14 protein-coding genes are annotated in these 16,429 nt (G+C 49.8%); 7 read left to right on the forward strand and 7 right to left on the reverse strand.

Annotation, left to right across the window (positions count from 1 at the left end; genetic code table 11):
* Positions 1–117: 117 nt before the first annotated feature.
* Positions 118–2,700, reverse strand: a complete 2,583-nt coding sequence (locus tag Q1B04_RS04290; protein WP_299755968.1) for a lamin tail domain-containing protein — start codon at positions 2,698–2,700, stop codon at positions 118–120.
* A gap of 308 nt (positions 2,701–3,008) precedes the next feature.
* On the opposite strand from Q1B04_RS04290, the gene Q1B04_RS04295 reads away from it, so the two are divergent.
* The 3 genes from Q1B04_RS04295 (at position 3,009) to Q1B04_RS04305 (ending at position 5,501) form a co-directional block, all read left to right on the forward strand.
* Complete coding sequence (locus Q1B04_RS04295; protein ID WP_299755971.1) at positions 3,009–3,998, forward strand: aspartate-semialdehyde dehydrogenase; 990 nt, start codon at positions 3,009–3,011, stop codon at positions 3,996–3,998.
* 257 nt (positions 3,999–4,255) lie between these two features.
* A complete protein-coding gene (locus Q1B04_RS04300; RefSeq protein WP_299755974.1) occupies positions 4,256–4,831 on the forward strand; it encodes a GIY-YIG nuclease family protein in 576 nt (191 codons plus the stop codon).
* Between the two features lie 142 nt (positions 4,832–4,973).
* Entirely contained in the window at positions 4,974–5,501 is a 528-nt protein-coding gene (locus tag Q1B04_RS04305) for a GNAT family N-acetyltransferase (protein ID WP_299755976.1), read from the forward strand.
* A 36-nt stretch (positions 5,502–5,537) separates the two neighbouring features.
* On the opposite strand, the gene Q1B04_RS04310 is transcribed toward Q1B04_RS04305, so the two are convergent.
* From Q1B04_RS04310 to Q1B04_RS04320, 3 genes are all read right to left on the reverse strand, one after another.
* Complete coding sequence (locus Q1B04_RS04310) at positions 5,538–6,044, reverse strand: hypothetical protein (RefSeq protein ID WP_299755978.1); 507 nt, start codon at positions 6,042–6,044, stop codon at positions 5,538–5,540.
* A gap of 111 nt (positions 6,045–6,155) precedes the next feature.
* A complete protein-coding gene (locus Q1B04_RS04315; RefSeq protein ID WP_299755980.1) occupies positions 6,156–7,229 on the reverse strand; it encodes a lysylphosphatidylglycerol synthase transmembrane domain-containing protein in 1,074 nt (357 codons plus the stop codon).
* Between the two features lie 94 nt (positions 7,230–7,323).
* Positions 7,324–8,094, reverse strand: a complete 771-nt coding sequence (locus Q1B04_RS04320) for a segregation/condensation protein A (protein ID WP_299755983.1) — start codon at positions 8,092–8,094, stop codon at positions 7,324–7,326.
* 373 nt (positions 8,095–8,467) lie between these two features.
* On the opposite strand from Q1B04_RS04320, the gene dxs reads away from it, so the two are divergent.
* Both dxs and Q1B04_RS04330 read left to right on the forward strand, forming a co-directional pair.
* The gene (gene dxs / locus Q1B04_RS04325) at positions 8,468–10,384 is read left to right on the forward strand and encodes a 1-deoxy-D-xylulose-5-phosphate synthase (protein WP_299755986.1); all 1,917 of its coding nucleotides are present in this window, start codon (positions 8,468–8,470) and stop codon (positions 10,382–10,384) included.
* Positions 10,385–10,825: 441 nt separating this feature from the next.
* Positions 10,826–11,599: an alpha/beta hydrolase gene (locus tag Q1B04_RS04330; RefSeq protein WP_299755988.1), complete on the forward strand. Its 774-nt coding sequence runs from the start codon at positions 10,826–10,828 to the stop codon at positions 11,597–11,599.
* Positions 11,600–11,936: 337 nt separating this feature from the next.
* Here Q1B04_RS04330 and Q1B04_RS04335 read toward each other — a convergent pair whose 3' ends face one another.
* A complete protein-coding gene (locus Q1B04_RS04335) occupies positions 11,937–12,806 on the reverse strand; it encodes a helix-turn-helix domain-containing protein (RefSeq protein ID WP_299755990.1) in 870 nt (289 codons plus the stop codon).
* 122 nt (positions 12,807–12,928) lie between these two features.
* Here Q1B04_RS04335 and Q1B04_RS04340 point away from each other — a divergent pair, with 122 nt between their 5' ends.
* The gene (locus tag Q1B04_RS04340) at positions 12,929–14,110 is read left to right on the forward strand and encodes an MFS transporter (RefSeq protein WP_299755992.1); all 1,182 of its coding nucleotides are present in this window, start codon (positions 12,929–12,931) and stop codon (positions 14,108–14,110) included.
* Between the two features lie 76 nt (positions 14,111–14,186).
* On the opposite strand, the gene Q1B04_RS04345 is transcribed toward Q1B04_RS04340, so the two are convergent.
* The gene (locus Q1B04_RS04345) at positions 14,187–14,597 is read right to left on the reverse strand and encodes a hypothetical protein (protein WP_299755995.1); all 411 of its coding nucleotides are present in this window, start codon (positions 14,595–14,597) and stop codon (positions 14,187–14,189) included.
* Between the two features lie 174 nt (positions 14,598–14,771).
* Between Q1B04_RS04345 and Q1B04_RS04350 the strand changes: the two genes are divergently transcribed.
* Positions 14,772–15,143, forward strand: coding sequence for a LysM peptidoglycan-binding domain-containing protein (locus tag Q1B04_RS04350; protein WP_299755998.1), 372 nt, complete (start codon positions 14,772–14,774; stop codon positions 15,141–15,143).
* A gap of 857 nt (positions 15,144–16,000) precedes the next feature.
* Here Q1B04_RS04350 and Q1B04_RS04355 read toward each other — a convergent pair.
* Entirely contained in the window at positions 16,001–16,420 is a 420-nt protein-coding gene (locus Q1B04_RS04355; RefSeq protein ID WP_299756001.1) for a nucleoside-diphosphate kinase, read from the reverse strand.
* Positions 16,421–16,429: the final 9 nt, after the last annotated feature.

The raw sequence follows: 16,429 nt of genomic DNA on the forward strand, positions 1-16,429 counted from the left end.
ATTCTGCGGCTTTTACAACAGTGTAAGTACGAAAACTGTGGATAACCTCGCTTATCAACAAAGTTGCTAACATTTTTAGCCGGTTTTCTAAATAATTTAGCGCGACATCCTCATAAATCAGAACCTGCCGCTTACTACTACTTTCTCCTTGTGCTCGCTTTTTTCTCCGTTCAGCCCAAATAACTCTATGTAGAAGAGGTAGTAACCGATATTGGCCTTTGTACCGTCTTCGCGGAGGCCGTCCCAGCGGAAAAAGCCGTTTGCTTCCAGCAACTCGTTTCTGACTAATTTGCGTATTTCGCGGCCCTGCGCATCGTAAACGGTTATGTTGGCAACGAGGCCGGTTTTATCGGTGTGGTAGTTAATGGTGGCATAGTCTTCATAACCGTCGCCGTCCGGAGAAAATGCTTTTGGAGCAACCTCAAACACCTGCTGCGCCGCCACCCCCACCTGCGACTGCGAGTTTCTGTACCCTGGCGTAGCAAAAACCGTGGTGGCCGCCGAGTGGAAATTACCGGCTATACTTGGCCCCTCCAGCCGCAGCCGCTCCAAAGAAACGCCATTTACATCGTCTATCAACTCAAAGTGCATGTCCTCATCATAACTAAATTTGTCTGCCACCACACCATCTGGCTGCAGCACCACCACTGTTCCGGCATCATCGGGGTAGCTGGGTAGGCTGCTCATCTTTATAAAAGTCTCCTGCCGGGCTATCGGGTAATTCTGCTTGATATTGTCCGGGTCGGAGGTGAGGACAACGTATTGCCCCGTTGCCAGCACATAATTGGCTGTGGTTATACTTCGGATGTTGCTGATGGAATCGCTGGAGGTGTTGGCTAGTTTCCAGTCTTTCAGGTTGAGGTATTTTTCGCTTCGGTTTACCAGCTCTACAAAGTCTGCGCCGCCGGTGCGCGGGTTAAACAGCACCTCGTTAATTACCACATCGCCGGGTGCAGGCGCAGATGGCAGGGCAAAAGTATACGTTAAGGGTTGTGGATTGCTGTTGCCGCTGCAGTCTGTTATACTTGCGGCGCTTAAAGTATACTCCTGCCGCTCCTGCAGCTGGCCGTTAAGTATAAGTATGGCTTCTGTAAAAAGCGGTCCCTGCACCTGCACGCTATTTATACTTATACTTGGGCTGATGCTGTAGTTTGCCATACTGGCGGCCTGTATGCTATCGAGGCGCTCGTTAAAGCGGAGCAAAATCCTGTCCGGGGCAATGGCAGTGGCTTCTGTAAGTATGGGCGGCGTATTATCTGGGTTGGCAGCGGCTACAGCGTTTGGCTGGGCAGGCGTTCCGCCGCGCGGGTCTACAGAGGCTGTCCAGTTGTCCGTACCTGCGCAGGGGTTGTTTACGTCAATCATCTCCAGACTCCAGCCACCGTCTTTTTTGCTGCTGTTTTTGTACCAGGCATCACTGTAATTTAGGGCGTAAATAAGTTTGCCATTAGGCTGGTGCAGCTGCAGCAGCTCGCCGCTGTTGTTCAGGCTCGGAAAGTTGCTGATGCCAATTATTTTGCCGTATTCGCTAAAGTTTGCTACCTGGCTGTTAGGCACCACCACGGCATACTCCTGCGGCAGCAGTTGCACATCCGGGAAGGTGGCGATGGAGGTGGCATCGGAGTAGCGGATACCCTGCAGCTTCAGCACTTTGCTAGTAGGGTTGTAGAGCTCGATGTACTCCTGCGCCGGCAAGCCTACAGCCGGACTCTCATCGGCCATGATCTCGGTGATGAGCAGTTCGTTATAGTTGGGCAGCACGGCAGGCGGCGTAAAGGTAAAACTGCGCACAATTGGGTTTAGCTGGCTGTTACCGAAAAGATCCTGCACATTGGTTATACGTAACTCATTGCCGCCACTCCTGAAACTCTGGCTAAACACCAGCCGCACCCTATCCGGCTCCACCAGCTCGGCAATAAGCGGATTTATACTTCCGTTTAAAGTATAATTGCCGAGTGTTTGCGCCTGTTCCGGCTGCAGCGGCTCGTTAAACTGCAGCGTCAGTTCCTGCGGGTTTACAGTCAGCAGCTCCTGCAGCACCGGCGGCTGCGCATCTTGTATGCTGAAGTCATCGAAGTAGAATTTCTGGCTGTTGGCCGAGCTATACTTTAGCAACACGCCAAAATATGCTGAGCGGGTATAAGTGGCGTCGGTGGCAGTGCCTTGGCTCACGTAGTTTTGCCCAGTGCCGCTCAGGTCTATGCTGAGCTCCCACTCGTGGTTTATACTTCGGGTTACCCGCACGCGCACTAGGTTATTGCTGGTTGCCACAGTTTTGTCTTGTCCGTTGATGAGTATGGTGCCGCTTTTTCCGGAGTCCTTGCGGTAGAGGCTCACCTCGTCGGCGGTATTACCGATGCGCACAAAGTAGCCGCTGGTGTTTATACTTTTCAGGTCTTCGGAGTTCGAGACAAGGTATACATCAGCGTAGTTGCTGGATGAGGTTGCCAGTTTCAGGTTAGCCCAGAACTCCCAAGTGGTGCCCACTGCTGCCTGCGAGGGCGTAACCAATTGTAAAGTAGTACCCGTTACGGCCGGGCCGCTGCTCTGCAGCTGGCTCTGCGGATTAACAACAAAGCTTTGTGTATCGCCGGACCAAGCGGGGTTTTGGGTGAAGTTGCCGTCAGAGAAACTTTCGTTGAGTTGGCTTTGAGCCATGAACGGAACCAGCAGCAGAAGAAGGAGTAAAGTTTGTTTCATAGGATGAATTGTGGTGAAAACTTACGAAATTGCAACCGTATGCCGGATAGTGCCAGCAGCGAGAAGTACAGGCAAAAGTCTCCGGTTTCGGCTAAGTGCGCACATTTTAAAATCTAATCCCAATGCAGCCTCTTTGTAAATTTTAGAACTTTTACGGGAGCAGGAGGCGTTAGTTAGGCACTTGGGGCGGGTGAATGATTGATTGGGCGAATGAGTGAGCCTTATACTTTGTCTAATTCTGAAAACTGTCATCCCAAACGATTAACAATTTAACAATCAGCCATTAAACAATTAAAATAAACCCTTAAATGAAAGTAGCAGTTGTAGGCGCCACCGGATTGGTAGGCGGCGAGATTTTGAAAGTACTGGCGGAGCGCGACTTCCCGGTAACAGAGTTATTGTTGGTTGCTTCTGAGCGGTCTGTTGGCAAACAGATGGCGTTTAAGGATAAACAGATAAAAGTTATCGGGATGCAGGACGCGATTGCGGCTGCCCCGCAAATTGCCATTTTCTCGGCCGGCGGAAGCACTGCTACGGAGTGGGCTCCCAAGTTTGCCGAAGTAGGCACAGTGGTGGTAGATAACTCCTCGGCCTGGCGCATGGACCCAACCAAAAAGCTGGTGGTGCCAGAGATTAACGCCAAAGAACTGACGAAGGAGGATAAGATTATTGCTAACCCGAACTGCTCTACCATCCAAATGGTAGTGGCCCTGAACAAGCTGCACGAGCAGCTGCGCATAAAGCGCATTGTGGTGAGCACCTACCAATCGGTAACGGGCACGGGCAAAAACGCGGTGGACCAACTTATGAACGAGCGTGCCGGCAAAGAAGGCGACATGGCTTACCCTTACCCTATCGACTTGAACGTGCTGCCGCACATTGATGTGTTCCAGGATAACGGCTATACGAAAGAGGAGATGAAGATGATCTTGGAGACCAAGAAGATCATGAGCGACGACTCGATTCGGGTAACGGCTACGGCGGTGCGCATACCTGTGATGGGCGGCCACTCGGAGTCGGTGAACGTGGAGTTTGAGAAAGACTTTACCCTGGACGAAGTATACCGCATCCTGAACGAAACGGAAGGCGTGCTAGTGGTTGATGACGTTAAAAACCTGCAATACCCAATGCCGAAGGATGCCCACGGCAAGGACGAGGTACTGGTTGGCCGCGTGCGTTTAGACGAAACTCAGCCACGCACCCTGAACATGTGGATCGTAGCCGATAACTTGCGCAAAGGCGCTGCCACCAATGCCGTGCAAATTGCCGAGTACCTGGTGAAGCACGAGCTGGTGTAGGTTTTTTTGCGACATACGAAGCACGTAGCACGACAAAGTATAACTTGTTACTCTTCCGGTCTTCCCAGTCCGGAAGCTATTTGACGGGGACTTTTTAGTCCCCGTTTTTTATTTGCGGGGAGCGATAATTAGGAAGTTTTCTTATGGTTAGTTTTGGACTAGATAGTGTGAAACGGTGGAATACCTTTAGAAAGTATAATCTATCTTAAACATTAGTATCAAATGTTTATCTTGTAGAATAGATAACCTTAACCTCTATGGCTAAAAACCCATTTTATGTTTATGCTTTAAAAGACCCAAGATGTAAGCCTGCTAGGCCATTTTATATTGGTAAGGGTACGGGGAACAGAGCATGGGAACATCAGCTTAACATTGATGATTCTGAAAAAGGTCGGTTGATCAGTGATATCCAGAGTTCGGGTTATAAGGTGATTCACACTATCATTTCAGATGATTTAACAGAGGAGCAGGCTTTAAAAATAGAAGCTGAACTTATAGCTGCATTTGGAATTATAAGTCAAGGAGGTTTGCTAACCAATAGAATTAAGCCAAACCCTGATAATATTTCTTCCAGAGTTAAATTAAATATTCCTGGTGGCTGCTATGAACGAGCCCAAATGGGTTTAAATCTATTAAAATCAGCTATAGTTGAGTTCGCCAAGGCCAACCCTGAAGGAATAAAGAACTCAGATGCTGCAAAGTATCTTGGTTTACAGTCTGACTATGGTGGAGGATCCAAAGACTACTTAAGCTATAGCATTTTAGGTTTACTTATGAAAGAAGGTAAACTTGAACGTACAGGTAGGGGAAAACACAAATCAATAACGGACTAAAGATGAAGTAGCAAAAAGCCCGCTCCTTCGGATTTGTAAGCCGAAGGTTAATAACAAGCGGATTTGCAATCCGCGTTTTGCAGCGAGAATACCTTTCATCAAACCTTCGGAATGCCAGTCCGAAACTGCAGCTCTACTAACCATGCTCATCCATACTGAAAGGCTTATACTTATACCCTTCACCTTAGAAGTTACCAACACGCTACTATCCGGCGACACAAGTATACTTATAAAGCTTGGCTTGCATCTTACGCCCTACTGGCCCGATCAGGAGGCAATCGACACATTCCCGAAAATCATCACTAACCTGAACCTGGTGCAGGAGCCAACTGGGTTTGAGTCGTATATGGTGGTGCACCGCGAAAGTATGACGGTAATTGGAGATGCGGGCTTTAAAGGTTTGCCCAATGCCGAGGGCGAAGTGGATATCGGATACGCCATTATAGCGCAGGCGCAAAACAGAGGCTACGCCCAGGAAACTGCCAAGGGCCTTATAAATTGGGCATTCCAGCAGCCAGCAGTAAAAGCAGTTACAGCAAGATGCTTGTTAGATAATGCGCCATCTGCCAGGGTGCTCGTAAAACTAGGGATGCAGCAGGTTAGCACCACGGAAGAATTTATCCGCTGGAAACTACTTAACCCAAACTTACAGCCAAGTATAAGCAGCTAAATAAAATGCGAAAGCCGGCGTTTAACCGGCTTATACTTATTCTGCGTCTCCTGCAGGGCACTTGTACTCCATCAGCAACCGGATATTTTCCACGCACTGCACAGGTATGAAAGTATAAATCTCCTGATCATCGTTGCAGTACTTAAAGCTGGCGAACTCTGAGCGGCTCTTCGGGTAAATCCATTTATCGCCCTCACAACCGTACACAAACAGCGGAAAATCGTTGTAAGAGTAGTCCGTGTAAGATACTACTTCCTCGCCCTTTACAAACAGCAGGCGGCGGTAATTTTCCGGCACTTCATCTCCCTCCCACTTAAAACCAATCACATCGCTGATGGCTTTCTCGTCTTCGTTGGGCTGAAAATAATACATGATGTCCCAGTCAAACTCAGTCAGGCTAGCCATTTGTACGGTTTTAAAACCACCGGCTCCGGTTTCTCCCTCTGTTACAGCGGCTTTCAGTTTCTCGTTCAGGGCAGTGTTGCTGCCATTGCAGCCAGCCAGCCAGAGCAGCGCCAGCAATGGCCAGATATATCGTTTCATCAAATCAATTGTACTTATACTTTATACAGCTTAATATACAGCTTTAGGCTATACCTTACAAACCCGAATGGCCTTAGCAATGCTAAAAAGCCAGCTGCCATACTTTGGTAGCTAGCGCTTGTAATCTTCCGCCAGCTCCTCCTCCCTCGACTGCCGCCCAAAAACTTTGGCCAGCCACTTAGGCAGAAAAACAGAACCCAGCACCAGGTACGGATAGTACGTGATCAATCGGTACAGCACCACTACCACGCTTGCAAAGCCTCCCAAAAACAACCCGAAGAAACTCGGGAAGGCCATTTCCACAATACCCGCCCCGCCCGGCGTAATAGCTATCAGCATCACAATCCAGAAGATAAGGTTGCGGGAAATGATCAGCAGGTGCTCGCTAAACGTTACGTCCACAAAGGCGGCGATAAGGCAGTTGAGCAAAAAGTAGCGGGCGCTCCAGACAAACATGGTAGAGAGTGTGGCGCGGGCCCAATAATTAAAATCCTTGCCCCTGAGCTGCTCTGATGCCCACACAATCTCGTTGCCATGCTGAAACGCGTTGACGCGCCACTTCCGCAGAAAACCGATAGAGGTTATCCGCAGCAACAGCCACTTGAAAGCGCGCGGACGCACGAACAGCGCATAAATCATCACGAAAGTATAAACCGCTATTAGCCCGTAGCTGATGTAAAACGCCGACTGCAGCTTGGCCACGTCCGACGGTTCGAGATTGAAAGTAGGGAAAACCTGCCCCTGCGAAAGCAAAAGGGCGATGGGCGCGGCCACAATAAAGAACATATTATCCAGCACGGCCGTCAGCATAACATAAGCCAGCGACTTACCCAGCGGTATGCCTTCTTTGTTTAGGATGATAGTGGCTACGGTAGTGCCTCCCACCACAGACGGCGTAACGGCTGAGGCAAACTCCCAAAGCATAATGACATCCAGGCTGTTGCGCCAAGTCAGAAATTTATCGGTAAGTGAGCGGATGCGGTACATATATCCTGCATCCCGGATCACCAGCACGACCAAAGCCGCTGCCAGCCACCAGACATTAGCCTGGGCTATGCCTTTCAACTCGCTCAGCTTATCGTCTTTAACAAAAAGCCAGGCAGTGGCGGCTAAGCCCAGCAGCACTGGAATCAGCACCTTTACCGGGCTAAAGCTCTTAAGTATAGTTTTTTTGTTCTGATCCATCTAAAGGGTGGTGATGCACCCTGCGGAGGGTACACGTAAAGCTATGAACAATTTCAGGAACTACGCCTATAATCTAAACGAGTTGATCATGCAGCTACTCTACCAGCAGCTGTGTGACCTGGGTGGCCTGTCCCTCTGCCTCTAAAATAAAAAAGTCGTTGAAACCGTCGCCCACTTCCAACCCGATCAGGTTGAGCTGCAGCATGTCCAGAATTGCCAAGAAGTTAAAGATCATACCGATCTTATCCGGAAACTCCTCAATCAGTTTAGAGAAAGCCAGGCGGTTGCGCTGCTGCACCATGTTTAGGATAATATCGCGCTGCCCGTCTATGGTGTACGGATACTGGATAACCGTATGCTTTGGCTTGTTCTGCTCTTGCTCAAAGCGGGTCATTACCTTCTCAAATACACGCATGATTTTGTAAAGGCTTAGGTCCTGCAGCTCGTACTCGAAGTGGTTGGCATTGGCTATCTGCTGCAGTTCGTGGTGTATGTTACCGCGGCTCTCCTGCGCCAGGCGCTGGTCTTCCATTAACGACAGGTCCGGCACAGCGCTTTTATACTTTTTATACTCCAGCAGGTGCTGCACCAGCTCCTCGCGCGGGTCTATCTCGTTGCCCTCCTCGTCCTTTTCCACACGCGGCAGCAGCATTTTAGCCTTAATGCGCATCAAAGTGGCGGCGGTAAGTATAAAATCGCTGGCTACCTCTATGTTCAGCTGCTCCAGCTCCTGCAGGTAGCCCACAAACTCAGTTGTAATCCGGAAAATCGGAATGTCATGTATGTCAAGCTCATCACGCTCAATAAAGAAAAGCAGCAGGTCAAACGGACCCTCAAACAACGGTAATCTTATCTCGAAACTCACCTTATCAACTCATTTAGGGCGCAAGCGGCTGCGCAGGTGGCAAAAATAAACATTTTCAGCGGATTGCATACGTCCGGCTTCAGTGCTTCAACCTAAACGGCTAGGGCATGGTTCACAACTATTTAACAGCGGCAAGGTATACAGCAAAACATTAGGCTGGGGCAGCAGCGGCATTTTTGGGCTATTGTGGCTCCTTTGCTTTTACAGCTATACATATACTTTTCTCTATATATTTCGTACAGGTGTTCTGTCATATTAAGTGGCCGCTTGTGTTTTATTATTTATTAACTTTACGATTTGGAGGAAAAGGCACCGTGGGTGCTTTTTAAACTTTAGCCCAGTATTTTTGTTAGGGTTCTATAAGGACAATTCTATGATAATCAAATCCGGAGAGCTGCTTGGCTCCATCAACTCGCCTGCCGAACTACGGAACCTGAAGCCGGAGCAACTGCTGCAGGTAACGCAGGAGCTGAGGCAGTATATCATCGATGTTGTGTCTATCCATGGCGGGCACTTTGGCGCAAGCCTTGGCGTGGTGGAGCTTACTACAGCGCTGCATTATGTGTTTAATACGCCTTACGACCAGTTGGTGTGGGATGTGGGCCATCAGGCTTACGGCCACAAAATACTAACGGGCCGCCGCGATGTGTTTCATACCAACCGCAAGCATGGCGGTATCTCCGGGTTCCCAAAACGCAAGGAAAGCGAGTACGATACCTTTGGCGTGGGCCACTCCAGCACCTCCATTTCGGCGGCGCTCGGTATGGCGGTTGCCTCCAAGTATAAAGGCGAGGAGCAGCGCCAGCACATTGCCGTTATCGGCGATGGTGCCATGACGGGCGGTATGGCTTTCGAGGCCCTGAACCACGGTGGCGTAGCCAATGCCAACCTGCTCGTGGTCCTAAACGACAACTGCATGAGCATTGACCCGAATGTGGGCGCACTCAAAGAATATTTAACAGATATCACCACCTCCCGCACCTATAACAAGATGCGCGATGAGATATGGAAGATACTGGGCAAAATCAGCAAGTTTGGCCCGGATGCCCGCACCATTGTTTCTAAGATTGAAGGTGGCGTAAAAGCGGCCATCCTGAAGCAGAGCAACCTGTTTGAGGGGCTTAACTTCCGCTACTTTGGCCCGATAGACGGCCACGATGTTAACCACCTGGTATCGGTGATGGAAGACCTGAAGCATATTCCGGGGCCTAAGATTCTGCATTGCCTTACCACCAAAGGCAAAGGCTTTGCCCTGGCCGAAAAAGACCAGACTAAATGGCACGCGCCGGGCCTGTTCGATAAAATTACCGGAGAGATTTACAAAACAGTTCCAGATAAGCCGCAGCCACCCAAGTACCAGGACGTATTTGGCCATACTATTGTTGAGCTGGCCGAGCAGAACCCGAAGATTATGGGTGTAACGCCTGCCATGCCTTCCGGTTGCTCGCTTAACATCATGATGAAAGCCATGCCTGACCGCGCCTTTGATGTGGGCATTGCCGAGCAGCATGCCGTTACCTTCTCCGCTGGTTTGGCCACGCAGGGGCTGGTGCCGTTCTGCAACATCTACAGCACATTTATGCAGCGCGCCTACGACCAGGTGCTGCACGATGTGTGCCTCCAGAACCTGAACGTGGTTTTCTGCCTGGATAGAGCAGGTTTTGCCGGCGCCGATGGCCCAACGCACCATGGCGCTTACGATATCGCCTACATGCGCTGCATCCCGAACATGGTGGTGGCCGCCCCCATGAACGAGCAGGAGCTGCGCAACATGATGTACACCGCCTCTCAGGAGGATATGGGGCCGTTCACGATCCGTTACCCGCGCGGCGAGGGCGTTATGCCGCAGTGGCGCACGCCGCTGGCGCTGCAACAGGTGGGCAAGGGCCGCACCATTCAGGAGGGCGAAGAGCTAGCCATACTTACCTTTGGGCATGTGGGCAACTACGCGGTAGATATCTGCCAGAAGCTGGAGCAGGACGGTATTACGCCTGGCCACTACGATATGCGTTACGCCAAGCCGCTGGATGCCGAGCTACTGCACCACATCTTTGCGAAGTATGATAAAGTGATTACCGTGGAAGATGGCTGCCTGCAGGGCGGTTTCGGAAGCGCGGTGCTTGAGTTTATGGTCGATAACGGCTATACGGCTCAGGTAAAGCGCCTTGGTATTCCGGATGCAATCTTTGAGCACGGCTCTCAGCTACAGCTGCAGCACGAAGCTGGTTTTGCTCCGCAGGATATCGAAAACGCCGTGCGTGAACTAGTTGGCGCAACCATGAAAGTATAAATCACTAGATGTTAGACGCTAGATATTAGCAAAGGCCCCACAGGTTTTATACTTGCGGGGCCTTCTTGTTTTCGTCTGAATCAGGATTTACAGGATGCTTGGATAAACAGGAATTCTGAATAAGAAGCTAAATATTTATTTTGATATCGTATAGGGCTTTATACAGTTGGATGCTATCATATTTAAAATAATTGACTGCGCCATGAGAGTTCACAGCACTTTAGGCAATGGCTTTTAGGAAGCAATGTATCAGCGATAGAGTTAGACCAAAAACTATGTTTATGCTTACAAGAAGCCCGTAGGTCTCCTCATTAATCTTGGAGCAAGCAGTCTGCCGTACAAAAAGATTTTTAACAGCAGGCACAAAGGGTAATATCCAATTTTATACTTTTGAAGGTAATCCTGTTCATCCCTTAATCCTGTAAATCCTGATTCAGACAAATGCAAAACACCTACACCGACCACGGCTCTGGCGACACACTAGTTTTCCTGCACGGCTTCTGCGAGAGCAAGCAAGTATGGGCGGAGTTTACTAAGCCGCTGCAGCAGAAATTTCGCATCATCGCCCTGGATTTGCCCGGTTTCGGAGAGAATACTGAGAGCATCAGCAGCTATAGCATGGAAAGCATGGCTGATTACGTGAAGCACAAGCTGGAGGAACTGCGCGTGCACCGGTGCATTTTGGTGGGCCACTCCATGGGCGGTTATGTAAGTATGGCCTTTGCCGCAAAGTATGGAAGCATGCTGCAAGGCCTCTGCCTTTTCCACTCCTCCGCCCTCTCCGATACCGACGAGAAGAAAGAAAGCCGAAGCAAAAGTATAGATTATGTGGAGCGCCACGGTGTCATCAATTTTATAAACCCATTTGTAGAGCCGCTTTTCTACAAAGAAAACCGCGACTGGCTGAAGCAGGAAATTGAGCTGATGAAAGAGATTGGCCGCGCCACCCCGCAAGAGAGTGTTACCGGCGCACTTGCCGCCATGCGCGACCGCCCCGACCGCTCTGATGCACTCCGCAAAGCCAGGTTTCCGGTGCTGTTTATTTTCGGTAAAGAGGATGGTGCCGTACCGCTTGAAAAAGCGCTGGAGCAATGCCACCTGCCCGGCAATAGCATGGTATACTTCCTGGAGAAAACCGGCCACATGGGCATGTTTGAGCGCACCTACGAAACCCGCAAAGCCATCGAGAAATTCGCGGAAACGATCTTTGGATAAGTTAGAGGGCTTGGGAGGTGGAAAGTTGGAGAGTCCAGGTTTTATTACCGCAAGTTTAGCGCGAGCATTACTTGTGGTAACTCTATAAGGCAAGTTTGTAACTTGCGTTTTGCATCGGCAGCAAAGTATATGAAACGATCGCTTGCTTTAAAGAATGATTTCGGAAGCTATTACAGGTTTTGCTTTTCAAAGCAATGCAGTTGGAAACTGCTGGCCATATATAACCACAAGTTACTTACAGGCTAAACTTGCGGCATACCCAAATTAATTCACTCCTTCCCCACCTTTCTAACTTCCTGACTTTTTAATTTTTTAACCTCATCACCTCTCTATCTCCCTAACTCTCAACCTTCCTAAACTGCTCCGGGGTCTTGCCGCTGTGCTTCTTGAAAAAGCGTGAGAAGTATGAGTTATCGTCGAAGTGCAGTTTGTAGGCTATTTCTTTGATAGACATGGTAGAATGCAGCAGCAGGCGCTGAGCCTCCACCATCACACGGTCGTGGATAAGTTGGCTGGCTGTTTTGCCTACTGTGGTTTTGCAGAGTACGTTCAGGTGGTTAGGCGTGATGTGCAGCATATCAGCGTAGTCCTTTACTTCGCGTTTATGCAGGAAGTGGGTATTCAGCTGCAGCTCGAACTCGTTTACTTTAGCCAAGGCCCCTGGAGCCTTGCCCTGAAATGCCTCTGAGCGGTAAAGACGGGCTGCGTTTTCGAGGAGGATGTGCAGAAAGGACAGCAGCACCTCGTTACGGTGCGGCAACTGGGCATCATACTCCCGGTACATACATCCCATTAAATCAGTCCAGAATTTATCTTTAGGCAAGGAAAGCAGCGGTTTGTGCTGCTGGCTATGGAAGAACGGATACTGATACAAGCGCTGCGGATGGTGCTGCAGAAAGAAGTTGGCCTCAAAAAACACGGAAATGCCGGTAATGTCCGCCGACAGGTTCCAACTGTGCACCTGGCCCGGCGTTAAAAAGAACAGCTGCGGTGGCTCGATCTGGTGCGTCACGAAATCGATGGTATGCGTGCCGGAGCCACCGGTCACCATCATGACCAGGTAAAAGGTATGGCTATGCGGCTTGTCGATATTCTCGAAACGCTGCACCAGTGTTTCCAGCCGGGTCATGAAGAATACGTTATCGCGGCTCGCTGCTCCCTGCTGGAACTCCTCAATGCAATACACCGGAAATTGTTTCTGTTTCATAGGCTGCTCTCCTGTGGCACTAAGGTACAACTATACTTGCAAAGCTGCCAAAGCACCACCTTGCGCCACTACACATGCAAAAGAAATGTATCTTTAACGCCTAGTTCTACACCTCCCCGCTTATGACACAGACTGCCATACTTTCGCCTGCGCCAGTGCGCATTCTGCCAACCATTGTGCTCTCCCAATTTGCGGGAACATCGTTGTGGTTTGCTGGTAATGCCGTGCTGCCGGAGCTGCAGGCGTCGCTGGGTTTGCAGCAGGGCGCGCTTAGCCTGCTCACCTCGGCAGTGCAGTTCGGGTTTATACTTGGTACGCTCTGTTTCGCCTTTTTCTCACTGGCAGACAGGATATCGCCGCGCCTTCTTTTTTTGCTGTGCGCACTGCTGGGCGCCCTTGCAAATGCCTTCATTCTGGTATCTGCCACAAGTATAACCGGTGTGCTGCTTTTGCGTGGCCTCACAGGCTTTTTGCTGGCAGGCATTTACCCGGTAGGCATGAAGATAGCGGCCAGTTGGTACAGCGGCAACCTGGGTAAGGCTATTGGTTATTTGGTGGGGGCTTTGGTGCTAGGCACAGCTTTTCCGCATTTGCTACGAGGGCTAGGGGCAGCGCTTCCCTGGCAAAGTATGCTACTGGCCATAAGTATACTTTCGGCGGCGGGCGGCTTACTGATGTACCTGCTCGTGCCGGATGGCCCATACTTGGCAAAAGGGGCGGGTTTTAAGATAAGCAACATGTTGCAGGTGTTTAAAGTGCGGGAGTTTAGGGCAGCGGCTTTCGGATACTTTGGGCATATGTGGGAGTTGTATACGCTGTGGGCTTTTGTGCCTTTTATACTGGCTTACGCTTACCCGGAGTGGCAGCAGGGGCAGCTATCAATAGGAAGTTTTATAGTGATTGCAGCCGGAGCGGTTGGCTGCGTTGGTGGCGGCTATGCTTCGCAGCGCTGGGGCAGTGCCCGGGTGGCTTTTGTGCAGTTGCTGCTCTCAGGGCTCTGCTGTGTACTTAGTATCTGGATTTTACAGGAGCCTTCTATGCTCCTGCCTTTTCTGTTGTCTTGGGGTGTAGTAGTGGCCGGAGATTCGCCGCAGTTCTCAGCGTTAACGGCACGTACGGCACCGCCGCAGTTGGTTGGCACTGCCCTAACAGTGGTTACTTCCATCGGCTTTGCCATCACCATCATCAGCATACAGCTAACAGGTTACCTGCTGACTTCCCTGCCTGTTCAGGCTGTTTTTATACTTCTGGTTATCGGGCCGTTAATGGGTTTGCTGAGCATGCGCAGGTTGCTGCAAAAATAAAGTGGCGGCAACCTGCTTTACGCAAGTTGCCGCCACTATCGAAACCATTAGGTTATACTTTAAAACTACAGAATAGTTACTCTTTTACCTCCAGCTCCAGGGTAGTACCATCAGGGGCTTTCAGGTCCATTTCGTCATCGTCTAGCTTTAGTACCTCAAAGGTCTGGGTTACGTCTTCATCTTCAAACTGCAGGGTAATGCGCTTGGCGGTTTGGTCGAAAGACCAGGTGCCTGTTTGCAGCATGCCGTTCCCACCCATCGCGAAGCGTCCATCAGCATAAAACTGCATACTCTGCGCTTCTTCGGTATCTGTTAAGTCCTGCTCCTGTCCCGAGGCATCCTTTTCTTCGTCTACTACCCAGGTTTTATTATCTGCCCCGGATATCATGTTTTCTGAGCCGACTTCTTCTGTGCCGCCGCAGCTGGTAAAAAATATAGTAAGCAACACGGCAAACAGCGGTGCCACGCTTTTATGTATCTTTTTCATTTTTTTCGGTTTGGTTATACTGAGCCTAGGTTTACGTCCTGCCCCCGCATCTCGTTGCAATTGGCCCATAACAACTAAGTGATTCTGCCAGCGTATCTTATAAGAGTGCAGCCGCAATTCATACTATCTGCGCTGCTATAAGTAAAACAAAATCAGACTTAAAAACACTAGAATATGGGACTGTTAGATTTTTTTAAGAAGGGTAAGGAAGAGCCTGCTAAACCAGCCAGCAATATTTCGTCCAAGAACGTGCAAACGCCTAAAGGCACGCAGCCGGTTAGTAAAGGAGCCGATGTTACCTCGCGCACGCCCGGACAGCCTGGCCAGGGGTTTTATAGCCCAAGCGACATGAACAAGACGACAGACGCCGGCCCGAACCAGGACGTGTATACCGTGCAGAGCGGCGACTCGCTATCTAAAATTGCCAAGAAGCACTACGGCAACGCCAACGACTGGACCAAGATTTACAAGGCTAACAAAGATAAAATTGGTGATAACCCGGACTTGATCCGCCCCGGCCAGCGCTTTGTGATACCGAGAGATTAAAAATACCTGTTTGTGTTAAGGTAGAACATCCAGCCTCCTTTCTGAGGGTGGATGTTTGTTTTTTATACTTGCTGTTGTTTATACTTCTATAGCTGCCCTGCCTCCCTAAATTTGAATCAAGCTATACTTGCTGGTTCCTGTTCATCCATAGCTATACCACTTGCTTGTTTCACCTCTGGCTTTGGCTCCTCTAGGCGGGGGTAGGGGCCCTCTTTAAGTGAGGCCTCGACTTCGGGCATCGCGCTGGGAGCTTTTCTTTGCTCGCTGTCGCTTTGCAATCCCTACGGGACCGAAAAACTCCAAAGGCGCTCTTTTTCATGGGCCCCTACCCCCACCCAAGGACTGGGATCAGTTTTATATAGCTACCGCTGACGGAGCTTCTACAGAATTCCCCTCCTTAGACTACCGAGAACGCTAGTTCGAAGGTAGCGAGCGTAGCTCTGAGGGGTTAGGGGTGGTTGGATAACTAGGGCTGATGCAACTGGCCCCGGCCCTCCCTGTTATTAAAGGAAGGCCGAAGAGGGGTGAAAACTCCCCTCCTTAGACTAGAAGCTATCTCAAAAATACCTCAGGTTAGCTAATTCTGCTTTGAGATCATCATGAAAAGTAGCTTTAAAGGTACGTACTTTAGGAGTACAGTTGATCGCACTTATTGTACTTTTTATTTTTGATATAGCTTCTAGTGAAAATGGGAGTTCGAAGCGAGGGCAGCTCTGAGGGCCGGGGTGGTTGGAATTAGTATCGCAGAAAATCCTGTACATCTAACCCAATCTAATAAACCTGATTTTGAAAAACAAAAAAGCCCACCAGGCATTACACCAGGCGGGCTTCTCAATCAATAAGTATTCTTTTGGAGCTTAGAAACGCTCGTCAGCAGCGAAAAAGAAGTCTCCTTCAATCTGTGCGTTCTCATCAGAGTCAGAGCCGTGCACCGCGTTAGCCTCGATAGACTTAGCGTATACCTTACGAATTGTACCTTCTGCAGCATCAGCTGGGTTGGTAGCACCGATCAGTGTGCGGAAGTCTTCCACTGCGTTGTCTTTCTCCAAGATCATCGCCACAATCGGGCCAGAAGACATGTATTTTACAAGGTCGCCGTAGAACGGACGCTCTTTGTGCACTTCGTAAAACTTGCCTGCGCGCTCCTCAGACAGTTTTGTCTTTTTCATCGCCACAATACGGAAGCCGCCCTCCTCAATCATTTTGGCAATGCCGCCAATATGGTTTTCTGCTACCGCATCTGGCTTAATCATGGTGAATGTCTTGTTCCCGGCCATGTTCTCTTT

Source organism: uncultured Pontibacter sp. (assembly GCF_947495565.1).
In the GTDB taxonomy this organism is placed as follows: domain Bacteria; phylum Bacteroidota; class Bacteroidia; order Cytophagales; family Hymenobacteraceae; genus Pontibacter.

Coding starts and splice junctions, on each gene's coding strand:
- Q1B04_RS04340 (WP_299755992.1), top strand. CDS start 12,929: ATGACACAGACTGCCATACTTTCGCCTGCGCCAGTGCGCATTCTGCCA.
- Q1B04_RS04300 (WP_299755974.1), top strand. CDS start 4,256: ATGGCTAAAAACCCATTTTATGTTTATGCTTTAAAAGACCCAAGATGT.
- Q1B04_RS04290 (WP_299755968.1), bottom strand. CDS start 2,700: ATGAAACAAACTTTACTCCTTCTTCTGCTGCTGGTTCCGTTCATGGCT.
- Q1B04_RS04345 (WP_299755995.1), bottom strand. CDS start 14,597: ATGAAAAAGATACATAAAAGCGTGGCACCGCTGTTTGCCGTGTTGCTT.
- dxs (WP_299755986.1), top strand. CDS start 8,468: ATGATAATCAAATCCGGAGAGCTGCTTGGCTCCATCAACTCGCCTGCC.
- Q1B04_RS04310 (WP_299755978.1), bottom strand. CDS start 6,044: ATGAAACGATATATCTGGCCATTGCTGGCGCTGCTCTGGCTGGCTGGC.
- Q1B04_RS04315 (WP_299755980.1), bottom strand. CDS start 7,229: ATGGATCAGAACAAAAAAACTATACTTAAGAGCTTTAGCCCGGTAAAG.
- Q1B04_RS04305 (WP_299755976.1), top strand. CDS start 4,974: ATGCTCATCCATACTGAAAGGCTTATACTTATACCCTTCACCTTAGAA.
- Q1B04_RS04350 (WP_299755998.1), top strand. CDS start 14,772: ATGGGACTGTTAGATTTTTTTAAGAAGGGTAAGGAAGAGCCTGCTAAA.
- Q1B04_RS04295 (WP_299755971.1), top strand. CDS start 3,009: ATGAAAGTAGCAGTTGTAGGCGCCACCGGATTGGTAGGCGGCGAGATT.
- Q1B04_RS04355 (WP_299756001.1), bottom strand. CDS start 16,420: ATGGCCGGGAACAAGACATTCACCATGATTAAGCCAGATGCGGTAGCA.
- Q1B04_RS04330 (WP_299755988.1), top strand. CDS start 10,826: ATGCAAAACACCTACACCGACCACGGCTCTGGCGACACACTAGTTTTC.
- Q1B04_RS04335 (WP_299755990.1), bottom strand. CDS start 12,806: ATGAAACAGAAACAATTTCCGGTGTATTGCATTGAGGAGTTCCAGCAG.